A 25,091-nucleotide genomic window follows, 5' to 3' on the forward strand; every position below is an offset into this window, starting at 1 on the left:
TTGTTTTCGCGTGTCTTTCCAATTTGAACGATGCCGTCTGAAAACGGCTTCAGACGGCATCGTTCAGCCGCAGGCAGCGTTGCCGACATCGAGGTGCATATTGCGGAACGCGTTGAGCGTACTTCGGTGTCCGATACTGATGATGCTGTCGGGCAGTTTTTGCTTTAAGGCGCGGTAGAGCTAGGCTTCGGCCGGTTCGTCCAAGGCGGCGGCTTCGTCGAGCAGGACGATTTTGGGCTTGGAGAGCAGGGCGCGGACGAAGGCGACGCGTTGCAGTTCGCCGGGGGAGAGTTTGTGCTGCCAGCCGTCTGTTTTATCCAATTTGTCAATCAGATAACCCAAGCGGCAGGTGTTCATGGCTTCGGCTAACTCGGGATGCTGTTTGTCGATATCGGGGTAACAAACCGCGTCGCGCAGGCTGCCTTGTGCCGTGTACGGGCGTTGCGGCAGGAAGAGGATGCCTTGATGCGGCGGACGGCTGACTTTGCCGCTGCTGCCGAACGGCCAAAGCCCCGCCAGCGCGCGCAGCAGCGAGGTTTTGCCTAAACCGCTCGGGCCGCGTATCAGCAGGGAATCGCCGCTTTTGAGTTTGATGTTGATGCCGTCCAATAAAACTTCGCCGTTGTGGCGGAACAGGGCGACGTTTTCCAGTGCAATGCCGTCTGAAACTTCGCTAATCTCGGGTTGCTGCGCGCCGTGTTGTTCTTCGGTACTCAGCAAAAAGCCGTACAGACGCTCCAGTCGGGCGTGGCAGGCGGTGAATTTGTTGTAGAACATTCGGAAGAAAGACAGCGCGTTTTGCAGTCGCGCGAAGGCTTGGACGGTCTGCTGGATGTCGCCGATTTTGATTTGTCCGGCAAACAGGCGCGGAGCTTGCAAAATAATCAGGAAGAGTTTGATGCCGTTGGTGAACATATCGTTAAAGCCGCTTAAGCAGACGCTTTGCCGCGCGATGCGCCAACGGTTGCGGATAATGGCTTTAAAGCGGTCGGAAAGCCGGTCGTGTTCGTGTTGTTCGCCGCTGTAAAACGCCACGCTTTCGGCGTGGTCGCGTACGAGGATGAGGGAATAACGGTAGTCGCCGTTGAGTTTTTTGTTTTCATAATTGTAACGAATCAAAGGGTTGCCTATCCACATGGCGATAAAGATCGCCAAAATCATGAAAATAAAGACAAACCAAACAATGCCGTGCGGAATGTCGAAGCCGAACACGGTCAGGATGCCTGCCAAGCCCCACAAAACAACGGCAAATTCCAGAGAAGTAACGACCGAATTGACCATGCCGCGCACAAATTCGATGGTCGAAGCGATGAATTCCTGCGCATCCTGTTGGATACGCTGGTCGATGTTGTCCGGCGCGTGGCGGCGCATTTGCAGGCGGTAGTAGTTTTTGTCGGCAAGCCAGCGCGAAGTCAAAACTTCATTGAGCCGTTCCGACCATTTAATCGCCAAGCCTTAATCGAGAAAGTCGTTAACGACGTTGTTAAACGCCCGTATCAGTACCACGCCGGCGTTCATCGCTGCAAACATCCAAAATGCCGAAGCATTCAAATCCTGCATCGAATCGTAAAGTCCTTTGGACATGAAGGTACTCAACACATTCAACCGCACTTCGGTTAACAGCAGCGTAACCATTGCCGTAATCAGCAGCAATACTTTGACCGTGCTTTTCGGTGTCAGGCAAAGGCGCAGGATATAGGCAAACTCCCGCCCCAAGCGCGTGTTGCGCGCGAAAAACAGAATCACCGCCGAGGCGGCGGTAATCATCAATAAGGTCTGCAACAGCCAAGACGGCGTGGAATAAAGCTCGGTTTGCCGGTTTTGCATGGGAAATCTCTTACGGTATCAATGCCGTCTGAAAAAGACGGGTACAGTTGATTTTTTGATGAAGTTTGGGGAAGTTTTGCCGGTCAGGGCATATTGCTTGTTATAGTGGATTAACAAAAATCAGGACAAGGCGGCGAAGCCGCAGACAGTACAGATAGTACGGCAAGGCGAGGCAACGCCGTACTGGTTTAAATTTAATCCACTATAATTTACCATACAACCACGCCGGAATTAAGTTTAAATTTGAATAAAAGGTTCGGGTTCTGCAAAATACAGAACCCGAACCTTGTTCGGATATTGAAACCGGTCGCCTGATTTTGGGCGGTGCGGCTTGCAAGTATCAAGATTCGCATATGCCGTCTGAAGCTCGGAGAGGTTCAGACGGCATATGCTTATTTGGGCTGCTCTTCGACGAATCTCGGACCTTTCAAGATACCGTTGCGGGAATAGGGCGACAGTAGGTTGTATGCGGCGGTTTTGGAAACCTGATAACCGCGGTCGGTCAGGCTGTTGGCAATCTGATTGACCACTGCGCCGACCAAAGCCCCCAACAGGCCGCTGTTGCTGTTGTTGCTGCCTTCGCGGATGCTGGCCGAACCCGACCACAACTCTTTCCCGTTGCGGGAATCGACCAGCCGTGCTTTGGCGGATACGGTCGTCACGCTGTCTAAAATTTGATATGAAGTGCCGTATTCGGTAACCGTAATGTACAAAACCGCATCATTGCCGAAAATTTGATGCAGTTTTTCCGGCCGGACGGCGTGAATATCGGCGGCATTGGTCAAGCCGTTTTCTTTGAAGGTTTCCTCCACGACTGCGGCGGGAAAGACGTAATAGCCGGCTTCGGAAATCGGCGCGGCGGTCGAAGCCAGCATCCCCCAAGTGCCGTTGACATCAGGCGACTCGTTCAGCGGCGGAACCACCAAAATTGAAGCCGGTTTGCTTTCTTTGAATGACGTGTAGTCGAGGTCGGGAGCTTTTCGAACTTGGCAGGCAGACAGAGCCAACACGGCGGCAAGCCCTAAAATCAAAGGTTTCATCGCTTGCCTCCTTTACCGGTTTTCATCAGGAAGTCCATAAATACGCCCGATTCGGGAAACAGCCTTTTCTCTTCTTCAAATTGGCGGAACGCGCCCTCTTTGTCTCCCGAACGGGAAAGCAGCAGTCCCAAATGGGCGTGCGCACCCGGGGCGGCATTCATTTTTTTTGTTGGCGGCTTCCGCAAAGTATTTTTCCATCTTTTCGGTCTGCTTGCCCAACGAAGTGTCGTCGTTTTTCAAACCTTCATAGACGGTATCGGGATAACCGCCGTAATAATACAGGTTTTTATGCCCGCCGCCGGCAGGCGGTCAGAGCCAAGACCGCCGCACACAGCGACAAACGGCCCAAGGTTTTCGGATTCATCATTTCTCCTTAACGGTTGGATTGCCATGCGCCGTTGTCGACAGCCTGAACCAAGTTGTCGACGGCTTCGCGGATTGCCAAGTCTAAAACTTTGCCGTTCAAAGTCGCATCGTAGCCGGAAGTGCCGCCGAAACCGATGATTTCGCGGTTGGAAAGTGCGTATTCGCCCGCGCCCTGTGTGGAATAGACGATTTCGGAAGTATTGACGTTGACGATATTCAGAGCCACTTTTGCATAGGCGATTTGCGATTTGCCGCGACCCAAAATGCCGAAGAGCTGATGATCGCCGACATCTCTGCGTCCGAATTCGGTTACATCGCCGGTAACGACATAATCTGCGCCTTTCAGGTTCTGCGCTTTGCCGGAAATGCCGGATTCCTGTTTCAATGCGCTAAGGTTGGTGCGGTTCAGTACGTTGAAGCGGTTGGTTTGTTGCAGGTGTGTTACCAGGATGGTTTTTGCCTGGCTGCCCAGACGGTCTTCACTGTCGGAGAAAATGCCTTTTTGGAAGCTGGAGCGGTTGTCGAATGTTCCGACGGAAATCGGGGTGCGAACACCGTGATATTGCGTATTGCAGGAGGCGACTTTTGCAACCTCGAGGCTGCGTGAGGACTCGGTCGCACAGCCGGTCAGTGAAACGGCAGCGGCGGCAAAAGCGATGGCGGCGGAAACGGTTTTCATAAAATTTACCCTAAGGTCCAGTTAGGGAAATAACGGGTTATCATTATTGTCCTTATGTAAATTTAAGTCAAGGTGTTTGTCTGTGCGGGACGGATGCGCGCGGAAGGTACGGATATTTTTCAAAACGGAAGCGCGGCGCGGGCGGGATGCCTGCCTTTTCCGGATTTAGAGGTAAACGATTTCGCCGCTCCGCCCTTTGCTTTCGGCACTTGCCCACCAGACAAATGCGGGCAGTACGTCCCCGTAGCTTTTGCGTTCGCTTCCGGCTTCGCCCGGATGGGATTTGATGCGTTGCGGGGAATTGATGGGGCCGGGGACGAGGACGTTGGCGCGCAGGTTGCCGAAGCGTTCCCATTCGTCGGCGGCGACTTTGCACAGGTAGTTCAACGCGGCTTTGGACGCGCCGAAGCCGCCCCAGTAGGCTTTGGGTGTTTCGCCGTGGCTTTCGCCGACGAAGATGACGGACGCGTCGGGCGACTGCTTCAGCAGCGGGAACAGGGCGCGGGTCAGCCCCATCGGGGCGACGGTGTTGATGCGGTATTGGTTGACCCATTCGGCGACGGTTTGGAAATCCAGCGGCGAGAGGGCGTAAAAATAGCCGGCGCAGTGGACGATGCCGTCCAGTTTGCCTTGCGTGGCTTCGGCAATGGTGGCGGCAAACCGTTCGAATTCTTTTTCTTCCGCACTCATCAGGTCGAAACGGATGGCGAAGGGTTCGGGGTGTCCGGCTTCGACAATCGCGTCATAGGCTTTTTCCAGTTTTTTCTGATGGCGTGCCACCAGAATTACGGTCGCCCCTTCGGCGGCGTAGGCTTTGGCGACCTGTTCGCCCAAGCCTTGCGATGCGCCGGTAACTAAGATGGTTTTGTCGGTCAGTGTCGGCATGGTTGTCCTTTGGGTTTGACGGTTAATGTATTTTAGCGTTTTGCCGCACCTTGTAAAGCGTCCCGATGCCGGCCGGCGTTTTCAGACGGCATCGTTCAGGCTTTGCAGGCAGGCTTCCGCCGACGCGAAACCTGATTGTACGGCGGCTTCGAGCGTGGCGGGGTAGTGCGGGTGGAGGTAGTCGCCGGCGGGGAAGATACGGTGCCGGTGCAGCCACGACAAATCCGGCGGCGGGGCATCGGTTGCGGTTGTGGCGCGTTTTTCGGTGATGACGCGCACGGCTTCGGGTTCGCCCAAATGCGGAAGGATGCGTTTGAGGTCGGCGTGGGCTTTGTCCGCCCACGCCCGGTTTGCAAACGCGCCGACGCGGTCGGAAACGCTAATGACGGCGGAGACTTCGTTTTCGGGCAGTCCGAGCCTGCCCCGGCAAAGCAGCCATTGTGCCGTGCCGTCGGCAATGCCGGTCAGCGGGGCGGGCAGGCGGACGGGTTCGGCGTAGCGCAGATAGACGGTGGTGATGGCGTGGTAGCGAAGGTTTTGATATGCCGTCTGAACGTGTTCGGGCGTGCCTTCGGGCAGGAGCGCGGCGGCGTGGTAGGGCGCGGTGGCAAGTATGGCGGCATCGAAGGCTTCGCCGTTGACGAGGACTTTTCCGTCCGGGAGGGTGTTCAGACGGCATACGCGCGTTTCGAGGCGGATGTCCGCGCCGAGCCGTTGAAGCTCCGCCAAGGCGGGTTCGGCGACGATTGCGCCCAAATCCTGTTTGGGTAGGAGATAGTCGCTGCCGGATTTTTTCGTCAGCACGCCGTCGGACAAAACGTTGCACAACACGCGCAGGCTTGCGGTTTCCAAAGGCGTGTTGAGCGCGCCCCAGACCAAGGGCTGCCAAAACTGCATTACGGCGGCACGCGGCACGTTCCGCTGTTTCAGCCATTGTGCAACTGTCGTGTCGGGCTGTCCGAGGCGTGCGGACTTCTGCAAATCGGACATATCGGCAAGCAGTTTGGCTTTGAATGCGGACGGTACGCGCCGGGCAAGCAGCACGCCGCCCAAAATATGCAGCGGCGCGGGCAGGGGGAGGGCGCGGAACTGCAAACCGCCGTGCATATGCCAGTGCAGCGGTACGCGCAAAAAGGCGGCACGGGGGTCTGAACCGATGGTTTTCATCAGGCGCAACACGCCCCGGTATGCGCCGAGCAAAATGTGCTGCCCGTTGTCCAAAAAACCGAAACCGTCGGTATTTCCGGCCAGTGTGCGCGCCCTTCCGCCCGCCTGCCGGCCGGCTTCAAACAGGGTAACGTCGGCGTGCCGCGCCAAGGTGACGGCGGCGGACAAGCCGGCCCAGCCTGCGCCGATGACGGCGATTTTCGGGCGCGGATGCGGCGTGTTCATCATTTATTCCTCCAATGGTTGAAACCCCGTTTTTCGGGGCGGCGGGGGTTGGGTTTTCCTGAAGGGCAGTATGCGCCTTATGCCCGTTCCGGCGTGCCGGGGCGCGGTTTGAATCCGAATAACCAGGTTTTCAGGGCAATGCGTTTTTTGCGCGGCGAAGGGAGGGCGATTTTGTATTTGAGGACGTTTTGCGCGCCGTCTCGGTCGATTTCGTTCAACAGCGCGTAATAAACCGCCGCCATAACCAGTCCGACTTTTTGGGCTTTTTTATCGGCATCAGGCAGCAGCGATACGGCTTCGCGGTAGGTTTCACGGGCGCGTTTGATTTGGAACGCCATCAATTCGGCAAAATTGCCCGTCGGGCTGCATTGCAAAATCACGCTTGCGGGTACGTCAAACCGCTGCATTTCCTCCATCGGCAGGTAAATCCGTCCCCTGCGCGCATCTTCGCCGACATCGCGGATGATGTTGGTCAGTTGCAGCGCAAGACCCATTTTATCCGCGTATTCCAGCGTTTTGCCGTCTGAAAACCCCAAAATCCGCGCAATCAGGCAGCCGACCACGCCCGCGACGCGGCGGCAATACAGTTTCAATTCCTCAAAACTGCCGTAACGCGCCTGAACCAAATCCATCTGCATCCCGTCGATTAAGGCTTCCAGTTCATATTTCGGCAGCTTGAAGGTTTCCTTAACCTGCCGCAAGGCCTGATTGACGGGGTGTTCCGGCATCGCGCCGCCGAACGCATTGTCCAAATCGCCGCGCCACCAGTTCAATGTTGCCTGTGCAACATCGGGGTTGGAACATTCGTCAACCACATCGTCCAATTCGCGGCAAAAGGCATACAGAACCGTTACCGCATCCTGTTTTTCCTGAGTCAGGAAACGGAAGCCCGACAAAAAACTGGAGCGGCTTTCCTCTGCTTTTTGGCGGCAATAGTCGAGTCCTTTCACGATTTATATTCCTAATGATGGGCGGGAAAGGCGGATTTTATCGGTATTTGGCGGTAGAGGGCAATTTCGGCGGCACGGCCCAATCCTTAGCCGTTTGCTCAACTATCGGCGCAAATTCTGTTAAAATGCCGCCTTCCTTCCTTTACACACCGCACCGACAGGCAGAATTTATGGCTCTTTTGCAGATTTCAGAACCGGGTATGTCCGCCGCCCCGCACCGGCACCGTTTGGCGGCAGGCATCGATTTGGGTACGACCAACAGCTTGGTCGCCACCGTCCGCAGCGGCAGTGCCGCCTGCCTGCCCGATGCCGACGGGCGCGTTACCCTGCCTTCCGTCGTCCGCTATCTGGAAAACGGCGGCATTGAAGTCGGCAAAACCGCCCTGTCCGCCCAAAAAACCGACCCGCTGAACACCGTCAGCTCCGCCAAACGCCTTATCGGGCGGACTCTTGCCGATCTGCATCAAAATACGCATTACCTGCCTTACCGTTTCGGCGACAATCAACGCTTTATCGAACTGCATACGCGGCAGGGGATGAAAACGCCTGTCGAAGTGTCGGCGGAAATCCTCAAAACCCTCAAATTGCGTGCCGAAGAAACCTTGGGCGGCGATTTGGTCGGCGTGGTGATTACCGTCCCCGCCTATTTCGACGACGCGCAACGCCAGGCCACCAAAGATGCCGCGCGTCTGGCCGGTTTGAACGTATTGCGCCTGCTCAACGAACCTACCGCCGCCGCAATCGCCTACGGGCTGGACAACGCCTCGGAAGGCACGTTTGTCGTGTACGATTTGGGCGGCGGCACATTCGACGTATCCGTGTTGCAACTGACCAAAGGACTGTTTGAAGTCAAAGCCACCGGCGGCAACAGCGCGTTGGGCGGCGATGACTTCGACCACCGCCTGTTCTGCCGCCTGCTCGAACAAAACAGACTCTCCCAACTCAACGAACAAGACAGCCAACTCCTGCTCTCGCTCGTCCGCGCCGCCAAAGAACAATTGACCACGCAAACCGAAGCGCGCATTCAGGCGACGCTTTCAGACGGTATGGCAATCGACACAAGCATCAGTCGCGCCGAGTTCCACAACCTGACGCAGCATTTGGTGATGAAAACGCTCGAGCCGGTCAAACAGGCGTTGAAAGATGCCGGTGTCGGTAAAAACGAAGTCAAAGGCGTGGTTATGGTCGGCGGTTCGACCCGTATGCCGCACGTCCAACAGGCAGTCGCCACCTTTTTCGGACAAACCCCGCTGAACAACCTCAATCCCGACGAAGTCGTCGCGCTCGGCGCAGCCATACAGGCAAACGTCCTCGCAGGCAACAAAGCCGACGGCGAATGGCTGCTGTTGGACGTTACCCCCTTGTCGCTCGGTTTGGAAACCTACGGCGGCTTGGCGGAAAAAATCATCCCGCGCAATTCCACCATCCCCACCGCGCGCGCGCAGGACTTTACCACCTTCAAAGACGGTCAGACCGCGATGACGATACACGTCGTGCAAGGCGAACGCGAGCTCGTTTCCGACTGCCGCAGCCTTGCCAAATTTACCCTGCGCGGCATTCCGCCTATGGCGGCGGGTGCGGCGCGTATCCGCGTTACCTTCCAAATCGATGCCGACGGTTTGCTGTCCGTTTCCGCCCAAGAACAAAGCACCGGCGTACAGGCGCAAATCGAAGTCAAACCCTCCTACGGTTTGGACGATGACACCATCACCCAAATGCTCAAAGACAGCATGGGCAACGCCGCCGAAGATATGGCGGCCCGCGCCCGCGCCGAAGCCGTGATCGAAGCCGAAAGCCTGACCGATGCCGTCAACGCCGCCCTCGAGTTGGACAGCGATTTGCTGGATGCCGAAGAGTTTGCACAAATCCAGCGAGACATCGCCGATTTGCAAGGCCGTCTGAAAGACGGTAAAGCTGAAGACATCCGTGCAGCTGTCGCCAAACTCAGCCGCAGCACCGACAATTTCGCCGCCAAGCGCATGAACCGCAACATCCAACGTGCGCTGACAGGTCAGAGTGTCGATAATATTTGATACTTAAACGGTTTCAGACGGCATAGATATAACCTGATGCCGTCTGAAGGATCGAAAACACTTGAAAAACATCGATATGGAAAAGTCAGGCATTGTCTATTCGATGAAAACCGTCATCAAGGGCGTGTATAGTGAATTAAATTTAAACCGGTACGGCGTTGGCTCGCCTTGCCGTACTATTTGTACTGTCTGCGGCTCGCCGCCTTGTCCTGATTTTTGTTAATTCACTATATAAAATCGGCATTTCGGACGTAAGCAATTTTGAAGGCAGAATGCGCCATTTGGAAAACAACGGCTATGCGAACGTTGCCGGGTTGGAACGCCTCCTCGCCGTCAAAACCGACAATTACAAAGAAAAAAAACCTGCTCCATGAAATTTTCAGCAAAAGCAGGATAGGCGATACCGAATTGTTCGCCGTGGACGAAAACCTTGTGAAACGTTTGTTTTTATCGCTTCGCGGCGAAATCGTGTTCCCGAAAAACGAAACGGCGGAATCGGAATTTGAAAAAAGCGTCCACGAACGCCGGCAGGAAGGGAATGCCGGGTCCGGCCGCAAACAACTGCTTGATTTGGTACGGCGCGGACACCGGGAATACCCTTACGCGCTGCCCCGGCTTTTGGCGGACGCGGCATCCTACAAGCCGAAAAAATCGAAAATCCGCCTTTTTAAAGAAGCATATTTCGGCAAAAGCGGCACGAGGCTGACCGACGAAATTGCAGACGGCATCCATATTTACACCTGTTTTTCGCGGGCGGATTTGGAAAAAGCCTATTCCGAATATTTGGAACTTTTCAAATCCGAATCGGATGCCGGAGGTAGAAAACCGCGGTAAGGTGCAAACAGATACCGTACACGTTGAGGAGCAGTATGATGGGCGATTCCGTCATTTATTATGTAGAACAGGCAGACGAACCGGTAAACCGTGCCGGCGAACGCGCCCGTAAAACATTCAAATACTTTTGGCGCGAGCTTTTTTGGGAACGCCGCCGCATTATTTCCGCCTTGGATTTTGCCATGGTCAAAGTCCCTTTTTTCCAAGACGGCGAAGACGGCGAAATTTGCGAACATATGTGGATCGACGATATTTATTTTGACGGTCTTTATATTTACGGTGTGCTGAACAATGAACCCGGCGGACTGACCAATGTCGAACAAGGCGAAAGCGTTTGCGTTCCGGTTGGCGACATCAGCGACTGGATGTTCGTGTGCAACGGCATCCCCTACGGCGGCTTTACCGTACAGGCAATGCGCGGACAGATGACGGAAGAGGAGCGTACCGAACACGATACCGCCTGGGGAATCGATTTCGGCGATCCCGGGCAGGTATTGCCGGTGTATGAAGAAAAAGAACATCCCGAAAATTTGGAAGAGCATCCGATGTGCCGGAACTGTATTGACGATTTTCGGCAACAGTTGTCCCAAAATCCGGATTTTCTGCATGAGCAGGACGAAGACGGCTATACGCCGCTTCATCATGAAGCCATGGCAGGAAATGCACTTATGGTTCAAGCCATGCTTGAATACGGCGCAAATCCTGCCTCAAAGACATCGGAAGGCTATACCGCCCTCGATTTTGCCCGCCTGACGGGCTGGCAAAATGTTGCCGACCTGCTCGAACCGCGACATTAGGCAGACAGTTTTCCTAAAAACGGACACAAATACTTTTTACAGAAAGACAATAAAAATGCCCAAAATCACCGTACTTCCACACGCAACATTATGCCCCGAGGGTGCAGTCATCGATAACGCGCCCGAAGGCAAAACCGTCCTCGACGTGCTGCTCGACCACGACATCGAAGTCGATCACGCCTGCGAAAAATCCTGCGCCTGCACCACCTGCCACGTGATTATCCGCAAAGGTTTCGACAGTTTGGAAGAGCCGGCCGAATTGGAAGAAGACCTGCTCGATCAGGCTTGGGGTTTGGAAGCCGATTCGCGCCTGAGTTGTCAGGCGGTTGTTGCCGGCGAGGATTTGATTGTGGAAATCCCCAAATACACCATCAACCACGCGCGCGAAGAACACTGAAAACAGGCCGTCTGAAGCCGGCACGCTTCAGACGGCATTGTTGCGCGGATAAGGCGCAATTACCGAAAAACAGACGTTTGTGAAGACGGAACTTTCGATTCTATATTGATTTTTATCGGTTTTTTGACGGAACGACCCGATACGGCATCTGAGGCGGCTTGCGTTTCTTCCTGCCCGCCTGCCGGATTTGCCTGTCCTTGCGCGAAACCGAAAGAGACGGCGGCGCGGCGGACAAGGTCGAGATAGCGTCCTTCAAGCTCGGGGCAGGCGGCGGACACGCTTTCTGCCGCAACCGTGAAGCCGCCCGACCGACTCGGAAAGGCGTTCCGCAATCTGCATGCAGATGCGCCAACGCCGGGCGCGCAACATTGCCGCATCGCAACCGACAGCCGCTTTATCCAAAGCAATCAGACCGCGCCTGCTCCGGTAGTTAAGGCAAACCGTTACTCTGTAGAGGGTATGTTGCCCGTCCAATATTTGATACAGTTTGCGTATCAGCAGAATCAGGCGGTCAAACTCCTCCATCTCCGACAGGGAGTCGGGATGGTCGGAAGCGGTATAAACCAGTTCGGACAATTTTGCGGCAAACATATTGTTCATCAATCTTCCTTATCGGTTGAAACCCCGCTCTTCAGGGCGGTAGAATCAGATTTGTTTGGGAGGGGTAACTCCTCCCGGATCAGGACGACACATAAGGTGGTGCTTGATGTGCCGTCCGGCGAGTTGAAACATTCAGCCATCCTCAAGGGGCGGCAGTTTTGCCGAAACATATTCTACACGGCTTCAATGCCGGACGATAAAAGGAAATTTATATGAAATGGACCGATACCCGGCGCATCGCCGAAGAACTCTACGACCTGCACGGCGAAGCCATCGATCCCAAAACCGTGCGCTTTACCCAACTGCGCGACCTGATTATGGCATTGCCCGAATTTGACGACGATCCCGCCCGTTGCGGCGAACGCATCCTTGAAGCCGTGCAGCAGGCATGGATAGACGAGGCGGAATAAGTTTCAGGAATGCCGTCTGAAATGCGGCGGTACGCGGTTCGTGCTTCTGTTTGCAGCGGGAATGGTTTTACCAGTCTCCTTTTTTCAGCCTGTCCAGTTGGCGGCGGTCGCGCTTGGTCGGTCTGCCGTCGGGATGGGCGGAAGTGATGCGGCTGAATTGGTCGAGCTGTTTGCACTCTTCCCTCAATGCTGCCGTTTTCGCGTCTTCTTCATACAGAAGCCGCGCCTCGTGTGCCGGGCGGCGTTGGTGGTTCAAACCTTTAACCTTGATTTTATGGGGAAGGGAATTGAGCGTCAGGTCGATAATATCGCCGATGTCTATGGTTTTACTGTTTTTGACTTTCGAGCCGTTTACTTGAACCCTACCCAGTTCGATATGCTTTTGCGCAAGGGAACGGGTCTTGAAAAAACGTGCCGCCCAAAGCCATTTGTCCAGCCGCATGGCGGAAGAATCGTGCTTGTCTTTCATACGATTTTGTTTGAAATAATTGAATTTGTTTCGAGTTTAGCATAAGATACATCGCCTTATAACTAGTATATATGCACTAATCCGCTGTTTTCCATGCTGTCCGAACACAAAAAGAGGGTGTGGAAAAGCCGTTTTGGACAATAAATTAACTGCGGAATATGCACAAATAGCGTATGATAGCGGCAGAATCTGTTGATGAGAGCTTCATTTTATGAAACCTGTTTTTTTGGATTTTGAACAACCCATAGCCGAACTGACCAACAAAATCGATGAGCTGCGTTTCGTCCAAGACGAGTCTGCCGTCGATATTTCGGACGAAATACACCGTTTGCAGAAAAAAAGCAACGATTTGACCAAATCGATTTTCAGCAAACTCACACCCGCTCAAATTTCACAGGTTTCCCGGCATCCGCAGCGTCCCTATACTTTGGATTACATTGACGCGCTGTTTACCGATTTTGAAGAGCTGCACGGCGACCGCCACTTTGCCGACGATCATGCGATTGTCGGCGGATTGGCGCGTTTCAACGGACAAAGCGTTGTGGTCGTCGGGCATCAGAAAGGGCGCGACACCAAAGAAAAAATCCGCCGCAACTTCGGTATGCCCCGTCCTGAAGGCTACCGCAAAGCCCTGCGCCTGATGAAAACGGCGGAAAAATTCGGCTTGCCCGTCATGACCTTTATCGATACGCCGGGCGCGTATCCCGGCATCGGCGCGGAAGAACGCGGGCAGTCGGAAGCCATCGGCAAAAACCTGTACGAACTGACCCGACTGCGCGTTCCCGTTTTGTGTACCGTCATCGGCGAAGGCGGTTCGGGCGGTGCGTTGGCGGTCGCCGTAGGCGATTACGTCAATATGCTGCAATATTCGACCTATTCCGTTATTTCCCCCGAAGGCTGTGCTTCGATTTTGTGGAAAACCGCCGAAAAGGCGGCTGATGCGGCACAGGCTTTGGGTATTACTGCCGACCGCCTGCAAAAGCTGGACTTGGTCGATACCGTCATTAAAGAGCCTTTGGGTGGTGCTCATAGGGATTTCGGGCAAACCATGAAAAACGTAAAAGCCGTTTTGGAAAAACAACTGCACGAAGCGCAAAGCATCCCGCTTGCCGATTTGCTTTCGCGCCGTTTCGACCGCATTATGGCTTACGGCAAATTTTCGGAACAATAATTCGGGTAGAACAAGCAGCAAGCAGTTGTCTGAAACTGCTTGCTTTTTCTTTATCGGGATGAAGCCGTGCTGACTTTAGATGCGTTTGAGCAATGCTTGAAGGATTGTTTTCCTCAAGGTCTGAATGGAAAAAAAACAGCAGTGGCATTAAGCGGCGGCTTGGATTCCGTCGTTTTGCTGCATCTGCTGGTTTGTGCCGGGAAGCGGGCAGGATTTGTGCCGGAGGCATTGCACATCCATCACGGCTTGAGTCCCCGAGCCGACGATTGGGCGGATTTCTGCCGGAATTATTGCGATATGCTAGGGGTGGGGCTGGAAACGGTTAAGGTCTGCGTGGAAAAAAACGGTTTGGGCATCGAGGCGGCGGCAAGGCAAAAGCGTTATGCCGAGTTTGCCGAAAAAGGCTTTGACGTTTTGGCGTTGGCGCACCACAGGGACGATCAAATCGAAACCTTTATGCTGGCAGTCGCGCGCGGCGGAGGTTTGCGCGCTTTGGCGGCTATGCCCGCCGTCCGCCCTTTGGGGGAAAACGGCATTATCTGGCGGCCTTTGCTGCCTTTTTCGCGCCAAGACATATGGGATTATGCCCGAAAACACGGTTTGCCGAATATCGAGGATGAAAGCAATACCGATACGGCTTATTTGCGAAACCGCTTCCGGCACCGTATTTTGCCCGAACTTTCGGCGCAGATTCCCCATTTTGGGCGGCATGTGCTGAACAATGTCCGCGCTTTGCAGGAAGATTTGGCTTTGTTGGAAGAGGTCGTCGTTCAAGACTGCCGTTGGGTTTGCGGGGCCGGTTATTTCGATACGGCGCGGTGGCTGACGTTTTCCCCGCGCCGGAAAACCCATATTTTGCGGAATTTTCTAAAGGAAAACGGCATCCCCGTGCCGAATCAGAACGCACTTGCCGACATTGCCCGCGTTTTGACGGAGGCAAAAACCGGACGTTGGAACTTGCAAGGCTTTGAATTGCATCATTATGCAGGCAGGCTGTTTGTGTTTGCGTCGGAACAGTTGGCAAAACCGGCTTTTCTGAAAGATGGGACGATAAGCGGAAATCTCAAAAAAATACTGACAGAACATAGATTTGTGTTGAAGCGGCATCCGTTCGGACTTCCTGAAGCCATGTTGGAACAGGACGGGATTTTGAGGACGGTAGCGGCATCGGATACGTTGGCTGTCGGCGGCATCCATAAAAATGTGAAAAAAATCCTTCAGGGGAAACGGGTTCTGCCTTTCCTGCGCCCAATTTGGCCGCTCGTTGCCGACAGCGGAAACCGTCCATTGGCGTTGGCAAACTGTTGTGCGGATTTTCAAATCTCGGTTTCAGACGGCATTTTGCCCGTACATCCTGACTTTCCCATTTTATTTTGATAATATCGCAAACAGATTTCGGCGGCGTTCAGTCGGGTATTGTCCGGTTGCATATTTCTAAAAGGCTTGTGAAGTGAAACACATCAGTTCGACCAATAATGAACATATCAGACACCTGCACCGCCTGTTGTCGCAAGGAAAGTTCAGACGGCAGTATGCCCAAACCGTTTTGGAGGGCGTGCACCTGCTTCAGGTTTTCCTGCAATCCGGCAGAAAGCCGGTCGGGGTATATATTCCCGAAGCTAAAATGCCGTCTGAAGAAGTCCTTAAATTGACAGCAGTTTTGCCGGAAGACGGGATTTTTTCCGTTTCAGACGGCATATTGAAAAAAATCAGCAGCTTGAGTTGTGCAGACGAGATACTTACACTGATTGATATCCCATTGGGCGGAACCTTGCCGGACAAAGGCGACTGTGCGGTTTTGGACGGCGTGCAAGATCCGGGCAATGTCGGCACCGTCTTACGGAGTGCGGCGGCGGCAGGGGTAGGTACGGTCGTTTTGGGCAGGGGTTGTGCGGACGCGTGGTCGCCCAAGGTATTACGCGCGGGTATGGGCGCGCATTTCTTGTTGGACATTTATTCGCAGGCGGATTTGGAAATATGGTTGGCGCACTATGAAGACCGTGTGTTTGCCACCGCGTTGCGCGAGGAAAAGCAGGCGGTTTTGTACGGCGAAGATTTGTGCGAACCGACAGCTTGGGTGTTCGGCAACGAAGGCGCGGGTGTCGGTAAAGCAGTTTTAGACAGGGCGGACAAGTGTGTCAGGATACCGATGCACGATGCAACCGAGTCTTTAAATGTCGCGATGGCGGCGACAATCTGCCTGTTTGAACAGATGCGCCAACGGGCGGCGTATTGAGGAAGAGAAATGCCGTCTGAAAAAATCTATTACGGCGTATTGATTTTCTTATGTATCGCTTCTATGCTGCTGTCACCGTTTTTTTATGCGGGTGCTTTGAAGCCCAAGAAGGCGGCATTGCGGAAGGACGGGCAGTGGAAACTCATCTTATCGTCCAATGCCGTGGCGGCGGCGGTTTTGTTTTGGATATGGTGGAAATGGTTTTGACAGATATTGCTCAAAATCGTGCTAATGGAATCCGAACAAATAAAGAATTTGGTAAAAAATTTGTTAAATCAACGGATTAAAGTTTTGTGGAAAACAAAACAGCTCTAAGCAAATAGGGCGTTTGTCGGTAAATACGGAAGAGTTGCGGCATTATCGGGCATCTTTAACAAGTAGTGTCGGCTTGGCAGGCAATCGGTTTTTATGGGCAGCTTGCAAAATCGCGGATATAAAATTGCGAATCGGTTAAAGTGTGGGGACGCTATGAAAAATTGCGAATTTTTTTATGATCCGACAAGGGCAATCTATGATAGCGGTGCAGATTACTTAACTAGGGAAAAACATAGATTAGTCGTAATCGCAAATAGCGCTTGGGGGCTATTGCTGAATTTACCTTGTTATTATGACGAGGTTTTGGAAAAGCGGAAAATACCGTTCGGCAAACAGGAAATTGATGACGATATGGACAAAGTGTCCGCCCTTAAGCGGAAGTTTAAAGACATTTCTGAAATCAAAGTAGGGGATGGTTGGGAATACCCGTTCAATTATGAGCAAGGAATGAAAGAATTAGATGAAGTTCTATTGAAATACATTCCTTTTTTTGAAGAGGAACAATAAAGGAGTTTAATATGCGCGTATCTAAAATGATTGGAAGTATATTGCTTGTTGCAGCGGTTCAGACCGTATTTTCGGCAAATGTTTACGAGTGCCGCCATAATGGTAAAACCAGTTACAGCCAAACTCCGGGAAAAGATTGTACCAACGCGGGTTTGGGGCGGGATCGGGTGTACAGTTCGGTCAGGCCTGCCGTGAAAGACAGGGCGGAAGACGCAGGAGTTGGCGATTATTCGGACACGGTGAGGGACGAAGCCGTCCAAAATCCGAAAGGGAATGCACAGAAAGACGGTTCGGATGCCGGCATCAGACCGCATTGATTGAAACCGAATCAACCATTACGGTGTTGAACAATAGAATTTGAACGATTAGGGAACTCTGATGAAACACATCCACATTATCGGTATCGGCGGCACGTTTATGGGCGGGATTGCCGCCATTGCCAAAGAAGCCGGGTTCAAAGTCAGCGGTTGCGACGCGAAGATGTATCCGCCGATGAGCACCCAGCTCGAAGCCTTGGGCATAGGCGTACACGAAGGCTTCGATGCCGCGCAGTTGGAAGAATTTCAAGCCGATATTTACGTCATCGGCAATGTCGCCAGGCGCGGGATGGATGTGGTCGAGGCGATTTTGAACCGTGGGCTGCCTTATATTTCCGGCCCGCAATGGCTGGCTGAAAACGTGCTGCACCATCATTGGGTACTCGGCGTGGCAGGGACGCACGGCAAAACGACCACCGCGTCCATGCTCGCCTGGGTCTTGGAATATGCCGGACTCGCGCCGGGCTTCCTCATCGGCGGTGTACCGGAAAATTTCGGCGTTTCCGCCCGCCTACCGCAAACGCCGCGTCAAGACCCGAACAGCAAATCGCCGTTTTTCGTCATCGAAGCCGACGAATACGACACCGCCTTTTTCGACAAACGCTCCAAATTCGTGCATTATCGCCCGCGTACCGCCGTGTTGAACAATCTGGAATTCGACCACGCCGACATCTTCGCCGACTTGGGCGCGATACAGACCCAGTTCCACCACCTCGTGCGCACCGTACCATCCGAAGGCCTCATCGTCTGCAACGGACAGCAGCAAAGCCTGCAAGATACTTTGGACAAAGGCTGCTGGACGCCGGTGGAAAAATTCGGCACCGGACACGGCTGGCAGATTGGTGAAGTCAATGCCGACGGCTCGTTCGACGTATTGCTTGACGGCAAAAAAGCCGGACACGTCGCATGGGATTTGATGGGCGGACACAACCGCATGAACGCGCTCGCCGTCATCGCTGCCGCACGCCATGCCGGAGTCGATGTTCAGACGGCCTGCGAAGCCTTGGGTGCGTTTAAAAACGTCAAACGCCGCATGGAAATCAAAGGCACGGCAAACGGCATCACCGTTTACGACGATTTCGCCCACCACCCGACCGCCATCGAAACCACGATTCAAGGTTTGCGCCAACGTGTCGGCGGCGCGCGCATCCTCGCCGTCCTCGAGCCGCGTTCCAACACCATGAAACTCGGCACGATGAAGTCCGCCCTGCCCGCAAGCCTCAAAGAAGCCGACCAAGTGTTCTGCTACGCCGGCGGCGCGGACTGGGACGTTGCCGAAGCCCTCGCGCCTTTGGGCTGCAGGCTGCGCGTCGGTAAAGATTTCGATACCTTCGTTGCCGAAATTGTGAAAAACGCCCGAACCGGCGACCATATTTTGGTGATGAGCAACGGCGGTTTCGGCGGAATACACACCAAACTGCTGGACGCTTTGAGATAGCCCGGGCAATGCCGTCTGAAAGCCCTTTAGACGGCATTGCCCGGCTGCGCGGCACAAAGGCGGAAAAACCGTTTGCCCCGTATTTTCAAACGCGTTACACTTGCCGCCGCTGTTTTCAGCCATTTGATTACCCGCAACCGCCGTCATTGCGCCGGCGGTTTGCCTGTCAGCGTCATTGCGCCGCTGTAAATACGAAAGAACACATTATGACCGTATCCCCCGTCGCCTTGCGCCGTAAGACCGAGTGCAAGCCTCATCCCACCGCGCGCTATTGGAAAAAATGCGATGTCGAGGCACTTTTCGGACTGCCGTTTTTAGAACTTGTCTATCAGGCGGCAGAAGTCCACCGCCAAAATTTCAACCCGCGCGAAATCCAGCTTTCCACGCTGTTGTCCATCAAAACCGGCGGTTGTCCCGAAGATTGCGCCTACTGTCCGCAATCAGCGCACCACAACACCAATTTGGGCAAAGAGCAGATGATGGATGTGGATGAAATCGTCGAAAAAGCCAAAATCGCCAAATCGCGCGGCGCAAGCCGGTTTTGTATGGGCGCGGCATGGCGCGGCCCCAAACCCAAAGACGTGGAGACGGTTTCCGCAATCATCAAAGCCGTCAAGGGCTTAGGTATGGAAACCTGCGGCACGTTCGGTATGCTCGAAGAAGGTATGGCGGAAGACTTGAAAGAGGCGGGCTTGGATTATTACAACCACAACCTCGACACCGACCCCGACCGCTACAACGACATCATCCACACACGCCGGCACGAAGACCGTATGGATACCTTGGGCAAAGTCCGCAACGCCGGTTTGAAAGTCTGCTGCGGCGGCATCGTCGGGATGAACGAAACCCGCGCCGAACGCGCCGGGCTGATTGCCAGCCTCGCCAACCTCGACCCGCAGCCCGAAAGCGTGCCGATTAACCGGTTGGTCAAAGTGGAAGGCACGCCGCTTGCCGATGCCGAAGATTTGGATTGGACCGAATTTGTCCGTACGGTTTCCGTAGCGCGGATTACGATGCCGCAAAGTTATGTCCGCCTCTCGGCAGGGCGCAGCAATATGCCTGAAGCGATGCAGGCGATGTGCTTCATGGCGGGTGCGAACTCGATTTTTTACGGCGACAAGCTGTTGACCACAGGCAATCCTGATGAGGACGGCGATAGAATCCTGATGGAAAAGCTTAACCTGTATCCCTTGCAGTTTGAGCCGGAAGGCGAGGTCGCCGAAGTGGAAAAAGCCTCCGGGATTAAAGCGGATTATTGACGATTGAAAAATGCCGTCTGAAACTTGAATGCCGTCTGAAACCTGAAAAAAGGCTTTCAGACGGCATTTGTTCGGACGGAATTTCCAATATCTTTTTACCGGCGCGTGATGTCGCCGCCGGGCGAGACATCCAGTCCGTTCCCGTTGGGGAAGTCGCTATGGTTCAGATAAATAATCCGCTCAATAACAGTTTTTTCAGGGTCGATTTTGGGGATTTTATCGCCGACTTGAGTGATGGGGATAATGTTGCCGGAAACGAACCGCCCCTGTTTGTCGGTGATAATTTTGAAAATCGGCGCAATGCCGCTGATGCCGTAGGTGGCAAAGTTGCCGCCGCTGTAAGAGATGAAGCGGTCGTGGTAAAGTTCGACGGCGCGAGTAACGTGCGCCCCCTGCCCGAATACGACATCCGCGCCGGAATCGACGGCGAGCCGCGCAAACTCGACGACGTTGCCCCTGTTTTCCCCATAGAAGATTTCGGTATCGAACGGCAGGTGTTCAGCCTGTTTCCCTTCCGCGCCGCCGTGGAACATCACAATGACGATGTCGGTTTTTTGTTTGGTTTTCCGAATCAGTTTTTTGAATTTGGCGTAATCGTTCAGTTTGACGGCGGCAAGGTTGGGGGCGAAGGAGACGAAGCCGTATCTCACGCCGTTTTTCTTCAGGATGGCGGTTTCAAACCTGTTTTCGATGCCCGAATATTTGATGTTCAATTCGTCAAGGTTGCCTGCCGTTGCCGTGATGCCTTGCGCGCCGAAGCCGTTGCTGTGGTTGTTTGCGAGGCTGAGGTAGTCGAATCCCGCGTCGGCAAGGTATTGCCCGTATGCGGAGGGCGTTCGGAATGCATAGCATATTTTGGTGGTTTGCACATTTTTTCGGCGTACCGCCTTCGTCAAACAGCGTACCTTCAAGGTTGCCGACGGTAATGTCCGCATCTTCCAAGACGGATTCGACGTGTTTCAGGATATTGGTATCGGGCGGGTAATCGACCGGATAATTGCTGCCGAGCATAATGCCGCCGACCCCGATGATGGAAACGGTATCTGCTGCCTTTCCGTCAGGCGTATCCTGTCCGTCCGCATCGCCGGTGTTTGAAACGGGCGCGGGGTTTGAACCGTCAATCGGCAGCACGGGGGATTCCGTTCCGGCAGGATGCGCCGAGGCTTGACCCCGGCGGTTTTCGGCGCGGAAACAGCATAAGGGGCGGCAGGCGGCTCTTTTACATACTCGAGCGCGGTAAAGCCGCTGCCGATAACGAGGGCCAAAATTGCGGAAAATACCGCCATCGCCCAGGTAAATTTGTTAATAATCATACCTTTACTGTTCAGACGGCATTTGCCGCACGTTTTGGGGCTTATCTCTCGATTTGCGATACGTCGCGCACCGCGCCTTTGTCGGCGGAAGTCGCCATCGCGCCGTAAGCCCTTAATGCGGCGGAGACGTAGCGGTCGCGGTTTTCCGGTTTCCACGCTTTGCTGCCGCGAGCTTCCATTTCGGCACGGCGTGCGGCAAGCTCTTCATCGGAAATGACAAGGCGGATGCTGCGTTTGGGGATGTCGATTTCAATCGTATCGCCTTCGTGTACCAAACCGATTGCGCCGCCTTCCGCCGCTTCGGGCGAGGCGTGTCCGATGGACAAACCTGATGTGCCGCCGGAGAAGCGTCCGTCGGTTAAGAGGGCGCAGGCTTTGCCCAAGCCTTTGGATTTCAGGTAGGAGGTCGGGTATAGCATTTCCTGCATACCCGGGCCGCCTTTCGGGCCTTCGTAGCGGATGATGACGATGTTGCCGGCGACGATTTGGTTGCCCAAAATACCTTCGACGGCGGCTTCCTGGCTTTCAAACACGCGCGCGCGGCCGGTGAATTTGAGGATGCTCTCGTCCACGCCTGCGGTTTTTACCACGCAGCCGCGCTCGGCGATGTTGCCGAATAAGACCGCCAAACCGCCGTCTTGCGAGTAGGCGTGTGCCACGTCGCGGATACAGCCTTTTTCGCGGTCAAGGTCGAGGGTTTTCCAAATACGGTTTTGCGAGAACGCCTGAGTGGTGCGCACGCCGCCGGGAGCCGCTTTGAAACGTTCGATGGCGCGGGTGTTTTCGGGATTGGTGACGTCCCATTTTTCAATCGCGTCTTTCAGTGTCGGCGCGTGGATCGTGTACACGTCGGTGTGCAGTTTGCCCGCTTTGTCAAGTTCTTTCAGAATGGCGAAGATGCCGCCGGCGCGGTGCACGTCTTCCATATAGTAGTCGTGGTTGTTGGGCGCGGTTTTGCAGATGCAGGGCACGACGCGGCTTAAGCGGTCGATGTCTGCCATTTTGAAATCCACGCCCGCTTCGTTGGCGACGGCGAGCAAGTGCAGGATGGTATTGGTGCTGCCTCCCATCGCAATATCCATCGTCATGGCGTTTTCAAACGCTTTTTTGGTGGCAATGCTGCGCGGCAGCACGGTTTCGTCGTCTTGCTCGTAATAGCGTTTGGTGATTTCGACAATCATACGCCCTGCTTCGAGGAACAATTCTTTGCGGCCTGCGTGGGTCGCCAAATACGAACCGTTGCCGGGCAGGGACAGACCGAGCGCTTCGGTCAGGCAGTTCATCGAGTTTGCCGTAAACATACCCGAACACGAGCCGCAGGTCGGGCAGGCGTTTTGTTCGACTTCTTCGACTTGCCGGTTGCTGACATTGTCGTCCGCCGATTCGATCATGGCGTCAATCAAGTCCAAACGGCGTTCGGGTTGGATGTTTGCCACGCCGATGACCTTGCCCGCTTCCATCGGGCCGCCGGAGACGAAGATGGTGGGGATGTTCAGGCGCATGGCGGCAATCAGCATTCCCGGGGTGATTTTGTCGCAGTTGGAAATGCACACCAGCGCGTCGGCGCAGTGGGCGTTGACCATATATTCGATGGAGTCGGCAATCAAATCGCGGCTGGGCAGGGAGTACAACATACCGCTGTGCCCCATGGCGATGCCGTCGTCGATGGCGATGGTGTTGAATTCTTTGGCAATTGCACCCGCTTTTTCAATCTCGCGGGCAACCAGCTGGCCCATATTGTGCAGGTGGACATGGCCGGGCACGAATTGGGTGAAGGAGTTGGCAACGGCGATGATGGGCTTGCCGAAGTCGGTTTCCATCACGCCGGTGGCGCGCCACAATGCGCGCGCGCCCGCCATATTGCGGCCGTGGGTGGAGGTTTTGGAGCGGTATTCTGGCATAGTGTGTTTCCTTGTGCCTATACCGTCTGAAAGGCAGGGCTGTTTCAGACGGCATCGGGTACGGTTTTTTAGAGTGGGAAAAGGGGGTATTTTATACCAAGTATCGGAATTTTGCGGAATGGAAACGTGTGCGGCAAAAAAGAGCATCCCCGCAGGAATGCGGGGGACGGGTTCAGGCGCGCGCAATCGGGACGGCTTTGGATGCGTCCCAAAAATCGACGGGCGCATCCAACACGGGTTTGACGATGCCCGTCCGTATGGCGAAATCGCCGAAACCTTCGTCGGTATCGCGTCCCGCCGCCCATTTGCCGATCAGGTCTTCCAATTCGGAAAGGATTTCCGGCAGGGTGATGTTTTCTTTGTAGAGGCGGGGGATGCGTACGCCTTCGCGGTCGCCGCCGATGTGGAGGTTGTAGCGTCCCACGGCTTTGCCGACCAGTCCGATTTCCGCCAACATCGCCCGTCCGCAGCCGTTCGGGCAGCCGGTAATGCGGGTAACGATGTAGTCGTCCGACGTGCCGTGTTCCGCCATAATCTTATCCAGCTCGCCGATGAAGTCCGGCAACACGCGTTCGGCTTCCGCCATTGCCAGCGGGCAGGTCGGGAAGGAAGCGCACGACATCGCATTTTCGCGCAGCTTGCTGACACCGTCGCGTATCAGCCCGTATGAGCGGGCGAGCTGTTCGATCCGGGCTTTGCCTCCTTCGGGCACATTTGCCACGATGAGGTTTTGGTTGGCGGTGATGCGGAAGCCGCCTTTGTGGATTTTGGCGATTTCCAACACGCCGGTCAGAAGCTGTTTCCCGCCTTCGTCAACCAAACGCCCGCTTTCGATGAAAAGGGTCAAATGCCAGTTGCCGTCTATGCCTTTCACCCGGCCGATGCGGTCGCCGCGCCCGGTAAACTTGAACGGCCGTATGGGTTTGAACGGCATACCCATACGGCGTTCGACTTCCGTGCGGAAGTTGTCCAAGCCCATATTTTGAATGGTGTAGCGGGTGCGGTCGTTTTTGCGGTGGCTGCGGTTGCCGAAGTTGCGCTGCGTGGTTACCACCGCTTCGGCGGCCTTCAGTGCGTGTTCCGGAGGCACGAAACCCAGTTCCAGTGAAATGTTCGGATAGGTTTTGGTGTTGCCGTTGCCGTGTTCCGTCGAAAGCCCGCCGCCCGCCAAAACATTGAAGCCGGCAAGCTGTCCGTTGCCGTCTGAAACGGCGACGAAATCCAAATCGTTACCGTAGCAGTCCACATCGTTCAAGGGCGGGATGACGACTGCGGTTTTGAATTTTCGCGGCAGATAGGTTTTGCCCAAAATCGGCTCGCCTTCTTGAAGGAAGTCGTCGGAACTTTGAACTTTTTTGCCGTCCACCCACATATCCAGATAACCGCGCGTGCGCGGCAGCAGGTGTTCGGAAATCTTTTTCGCGTATTCGTAAGCCTGCCGGTGCAGCTCGGACTCGATCGGGTTGGAGGTGCAAAGCACATTGCGGTTCATATCCGCCGCCGTAGCGATGGAATCCAAACCCAGGCTGTGCAAGAGGCGGGGTATCGTCTGCAACTTGGTTTTCGGCACGCCGTGAAATTGGAAGGTTTGCCGGTTGGTTAGCCGGATGGAGCGGTAATGACTCTTTTCCCGGGCGAATTTGTCCAGTTCTATCCACTGGGACGGTTTGATGATCCCGCCGGCAGCCGGCAGCGCAAAAGCATAAATTTCAAGGGCTCGAGTTTTGCCTCGGTGCGGATGTCGCGGCCATCCTGCTCATACATACTGTGGAAGCGGATGAGTTGGAAGTTGTCGCCTTTGAAGCCGCCCGTGAGCGGGTCTTTCAAATCGTCCAAAATCGTGCCGCGTAAAAAATTGCTTTCGGTTTTCAGACGTTCGTTGTCGGATAGCGGCTTTTCTTGCCACGCCAAACCTTTTGTCTTGGCCTGTACGGTCATTTTGTGTTCCTCCCGAT

Annotated in this window: 21 protein-coding genes and 5 pseudogenes; 13 read left to right on the forward strand and 13 right to left on the reverse strand. The window is 54.5% G+C overall.

The genetic code is table 11. The annotated features are described in order from the left end of the window. Positions 1-63 precede the first annotated feature (63 nt). The 8 genes and pseudogenes from DFR77_RS02250 to hpnD all read right to left on the reverse strand — a co-directional run bounded on the left by DFR77_RS02250 (position 64) and on the right by hpnD (position 7,139). Positions 64-1,827, reverse strand: a pseudogene (locus tag DFR77_RS02250) (ABC transporter ATP-binding protein/permease). Positions 1,828-2,219: 392 nt separating this feature from the next. Then, positions 2,220-2,867: a DUF799 domain-containing protein gene (locus tag DFR77_RS02260; protein WP_003688570.1), complete on the reverse strand. Its 648-nt coding sequence runs from the start codon at positions 2,865-2,867 to the stop codon at positions 2,220-2,222. Then, the gene (locus DFR77_RS13940) at positions 2,864-2,998 is read right to left on the reverse strand and encodes a DUF4810 domain-containing protein (RefSeq protein WP_349814389.1); all 135 of its coding nucleotides are present in this window, start codon (positions 2,996-2,998) and stop codon (positions 2,864-2,866) included. Before DFR77_RS13940 ends, DFR77_RS02260 begins: the two co-directional genes overlap by 4 nt. After that, positions 2,943-3,107 carry a hypothetical protein gene (locus DFR77_RS14740; protein ID WP_465119384.1) on the reverse strand — a complete coding sequence of 55 codons (165 nt, stop codon included), beginning with the start codon at positions 3,105-3,107 and terminating at the stop codon, positions 2,943-2,945. Before DFR77_RS14740 ends, DFR77_RS13940 begins: the two co-directional genes overlap by 56 nt. Positions 3,108-3,240: 133 nt before the next feature. Then, positions 3,241-3,912 carry a CsgG/HfaB family protein gene (locus DFR77_RS02270; protein WP_003693243.1) on the reverse strand — a complete coding sequence of 224 codons (672 nt, stop codon included), beginning with the start codon at positions 3,910-3,912 and terminating at the stop codon, positions 3,241-3,243. A 165-nt stretch (positions 3,913-4,077) separates the two neighbouring features. Beyond that, the gene (locus tag DFR77_RS02275; protein ID WP_003688574.1) at positions 4,078-4,797 is read right to left on the reverse strand and encodes an SDR family oxidoreductase; all 720 of its coding nucleotides are present in this window, start codon (positions 4,795-4,797) and stop codon (positions 4,078-4,080) included. 81 nt (positions 4,798-4,878) lie between these two features. Next, positions 4,879-6,192 (reverse strand): hydroxysqualene dehydroxylase HpnE, encoded by a 1,314-nt coding sequence (gene hpnE, locus DFR77_RS02280; protein ID WP_003688575.1) that lies wholly within the window; start codon positions 6,190-6,192, stop codon positions 4,879-4,881. A gap of 74 nt (positions 6,193-6,266) precedes the next feature. Further along, positions 6,267-7,139, reverse strand: a complete 873-nt coding sequence (hpnD, locus tag DFR77_RS02285) for a presqualene diphosphate synthase HpnD (RefSeq protein ID WP_003688576.1) — start codon at positions 7,137-7,139, stop codon at positions 6,267-6,269. A gap of 170 nt (positions 7,140-7,309) precedes the next feature. Between hpnD and hscA the strand changes: the two genes are divergently transcribed. From hscA to fdx, 4 genes and pseudogenes are all read left to right on the forward strand, one after another. Next, entirely contained in the window at positions 7,310-9,172 is a 1,863-nt protein-coding gene (gene hscA / locus DFR77_RS02290; RefSeq protein ID WP_025456113.1) for a Fe-S protein assembly chaperone HscA, read from the forward strand. Positions 9,173-9,233: 61 nt separating this feature from the next. Further along, a pseudogene (locus tag DFR77_RS02300) lies at positions 9,234-10,006 on the forward strand (GIY-YIG nuclease family protein). Positions 10,007-10,041: 35 nt separating this feature from the next. Continuing rightward, on the forward strand, positions 10,042-10,803 hold the full coding sequence (locus DFR77_RS02305; RefSeq protein WP_003691147.1) for a DUF2314 domain-containing protein: 762 nt from the start codon (positions 10,042-10,044) through the stop codon (positions 10,801-10,803). Between the two features lie 55 nt (positions 10,804-10,858). Beyond that, positions 10,859-11,200 carry an ISC system 2Fe-2S type ferredoxin gene (gene fdx / locus DFR77_RS02310; protein WP_003688580.1) on the forward strand — a complete coding sequence of 114 codons (342 nt, stop codon included), beginning with the start codon at positions 10,859-10,861 and terminating at the stop codon, positions 11,198-11,200. A gap of 59 nt (positions 11,201-11,259) precedes the next feature. Here the strand turns inward: fdx and DFR77_RS13245 are convergent. Then, positions 11,260-11,800 (reverse strand): annotated as a pseudogene (locus DFR77_RS13245) (amino acid permease). Between the two features lie 212 nt (positions 11,801-12,012). On the opposite strand from DFR77_RS13245, the gene iscX reads away from it, so the two are divergent. Continuing rightward, positions 12,013-12,210: a Fe-S cluster assembly protein IscX gene (gene iscX / locus DFR77_RS02330; RefSeq protein ID WP_003688584.1), complete on the forward strand. Its 198-nt coding sequence runs from the start codon at positions 12,013-12,015 to the stop codon at positions 12,208-12,210. Between the two features lie 67 nt (positions 12,211-12,277). Here the strand turns inward: iscX and DFR77_RS02335 are convergent, their stop codons facing one another. Beyond that, positions 12,278-12,679, reverse strand: coding sequence for an RNA-binding S4 domain-containing protein (locus DFR77_RS02335; protein WP_003693238.1), 402 nt, complete (start codon positions 12,677-12,679; stop codon positions 12,278-12,280). A 211-nt stretch (positions 12,680-12,890) separates the two neighbouring features. Here DFR77_RS02335 and DFR77_RS02340 point away from each other — a divergent pair, with 211 nt between their 5' ends. From DFR77_RS02340 to bioB, 8 genes are all read left to right on the forward strand, one after another. After that, positions 12,891-13,850, forward strand: coding sequence for an acetyl-CoA carboxylase carboxyltransferase subunit alpha (locus DFR77_RS02340; RefSeq protein WP_003691155.1), 960 nt, complete (start codon positions 12,891-12,893; stop codon positions 13,848-13,850). Between the two features lie 66 nt (positions 13,851-13,916). Continuing rightward, positions 13,917-15,227: a tRNA lysidine(34) synthetase TilS gene (gene tilS, locus DFR77_RS02345; protein WP_003688589.1), complete on the forward strand. Its 1,311-nt coding sequence runs from the start codon at positions 13,917-13,919 to the stop codon at positions 15,225-15,227. A gap of 73 nt (positions 15,228-15,300) precedes the next feature. After that, a complete protein-coding gene (locus tag DFR77_RS02350; protein ID WP_003688590.1) occupies positions 15,301-16,086 on the forward strand; it encodes a TrmH family RNA methyltransferase in 786 nt (261 codons plus the stop codon). A gap of 9 nt (positions 16,087-16,095) precedes the next feature. After that, positions 16,096-16,293: a hypothetical protein gene (locus DFR77_RS02355; protein WP_012503601.1), complete on the forward strand. Its 198-nt coding sequence runs from the start codon at positions 16,096-16,098 to the stop codon at positions 16,291-16,293. Positions 16,294-16,554: 261 nt separating this feature from the next. After that, positions 16,555-16,908, forward strand: a complete 354-nt coding sequence (locus tag DFR77_RS02360) for a hypothetical protein (RefSeq protein ID WP_003688592.1) — start codon at positions 16,555-16,557, stop codon at positions 16,906-16,908. An 11-nt stretch (positions 16,909-16,919) separates the two neighbouring features. Next, positions 16,920-17,225: a DUF4124 domain-containing protein gene (locus DFR77_RS02365; RefSeq protein ID WP_003688593.1), complete on the forward strand. Its 306-nt coding sequence runs from the start codon at positions 16,920-16,922 to the stop codon at positions 17,223-17,225. Positions 17,226-17,286: 61 nt separating this feature from the next. Beyond that, positions 17,287-18,663 (forward strand): UDP-N-acetylmuramate:L-alanyl-gamma-D-glutamyl-meso-diaminopimelate ligase, encoded by a 1,377-nt coding sequence (gene mpl, locus DFR77_RS02370; protein WP_003688594.1) that lies wholly within the window; start codon positions 17,287-17,289, stop codon positions 18,661-18,663. Between the two features lie 206 nt (positions 18,664-18,869). Then, on the forward strand, positions 18,870-19,922 hold the full coding sequence (gene bioB, locus DFR77_RS02380; protein ID WP_010358160.1) for a biotin synthase BioB: 1,053 nt from the start codon (positions 18,870-18,872) through the stop codon (positions 19,920-19,922). A 95-nt stretch (positions 19,923-20,017) separates the two neighbouring features. Here the strand turns inward: bioB and DFR77_RS14640 are convergent. The 3 genes and pseudogenes from DFR77_RS14640 to cysI form a co-directional block, all read right to left on the reverse strand. Then, positions 20,018-21,229 (reverse strand): annotated as a pseudogene (locus tag DFR77_RS14640) (CapA family protein). Positions 21,230-21,276: 47 nt separating this feature from the next. Next, positions 21,277-23,136, reverse strand: a complete 1,860-nt coding sequence (gene ilvD / locus DFR77_RS02400) for a dihydroxy-acid dehydratase (RefSeq protein ID WP_003688598.1) — start codon at positions 23,134-23,136, stop codon at positions 21,277-21,279. 172 nt (positions 23,137-23,308) lie between these two features. Beyond that, positions 23,309-25,074, reverse strand: a pseudogene (gene cysI, locus DFR77_RS02405) (assimilatory sulfite reductase (NADPH) hemoprotein subunit). Positions 25,075-25,091 lie beyond the last annotated feature (17 nt).

It is taken from the genome of Neisseria gonorrhoeae, assembly GCF_003315235.1.
Lineage (GTDB): Bacteria > Pseudomonadota > Gammaproteobacteria > Burkholderiales > Neisseriaceae > Neisseria > Neisseria gonorrhoeae.

Bases quoted from the DNA above. Each gene is read 5' to 3' on its own strand.
- DFR77_RS02260 (WP_003688570.1), bottom strand. From the start codon at position 2,867: ATGAAACCTTTGATTTTAGGGCTTGCCGCCGTGTTGGCTCTGTCTGCC.
- DFR77_RS02270 (WP_003693243.1), bottom strand. From the start codon at position 3,912: ATGAAAACCGTTTCCGCCGCCATCGCTTTTGCCGCCGCTGCCGTTTCA.
- fdx (WP_003688580.1), top strand. From the start codon at position 10,859: ATGCCCAAAATCACCGTACTTCCACACGCAACATTATGCCCCGAGGGT.
- iscX (WP_003688584.1), top strand. From the start codon at position 12,013: ATGAAATGGACCGATACCCGGCGCATCGCCGAAGAACTCTACGACCTG.
- DFR77_RS02340 (WP_003691155.1), top strand. From the start codon at position 12,891: ATGAAACCTGTTTTTTTGGATTTTGAACAACCCATAGCCGAACTGACC.
- DFR77_RS02275 (WP_003688574.1), bottom strand. From the start codon at position 4,797: ATGCCGACACTGACCGACAAAACCATCTTAGTTACCGGCGCATCGCAA.
- hscA (WP_025456113.1), top strand. From the start codon at position 7,310: ATGGCTCTTTTGCAGATTTCAGAACCGGGTATGTCCGCCGCCCCGCAC.
- ilvD (WP_003688598.1), bottom strand. From the start codon at position 23,136: ATGCCAGAATACCGCTCCAAAACCTCCACCCACGGCCGCAATATGGCG.
- DFR77_RS02335 (WP_003693238.1), bottom strand. From the start codon at position 12,679: ATGAAAGACAAGCACGATTCTTCCGCCATGCGGCTGGACAAATGGCTT.
- DFR77_RS02360 (WP_003688592.1), top strand. From the start codon at position 16,555: ATGAAAAATTGCGAATTTTTTTATGATCCGACAAGGGCAATCTATGAT.
- bioB (WP_010358160.1), top strand. From the start codon at position 18,870: ATGACCGTATCCCCCGTCGCCTTGCGCCGTAAGACCGAGTGCAAGCCT.
- DFR77_RS02355 (WP_012503601.1), top strand. From the start codon at position 16,096: ATGCCGTCTGAAAAAATCTATTACGGCGTATTGATTTTCTTATGTATC.
- hpnE (WP_003688575.1), bottom strand. From the start codon at position 6,192: ATGATGAACACGCCGCATCCGCGCCCGAAAATCGCCGTCATCGGCGCA.
- mpl (WP_003688594.1), top strand. From the start codon at position 17,287: ATGAAACACATCCACATTATCGGTATCGGCGGCACGTTTATGGGCGGG.
- DFR77_RS02365 (WP_003688593.1), top strand. From the start codon at position 16,920: ATGCGCGTATCTAAAATGATTGGAAGTATATTGCTTGTTGCAGCGGTT.
- DFR77_RS02305 (WP_003691147.1), top strand. From the start codon at position 10,042: ATGATGGGCGATTCCGTCATTTATTATGTAGAACAGGCAGACGAACCG.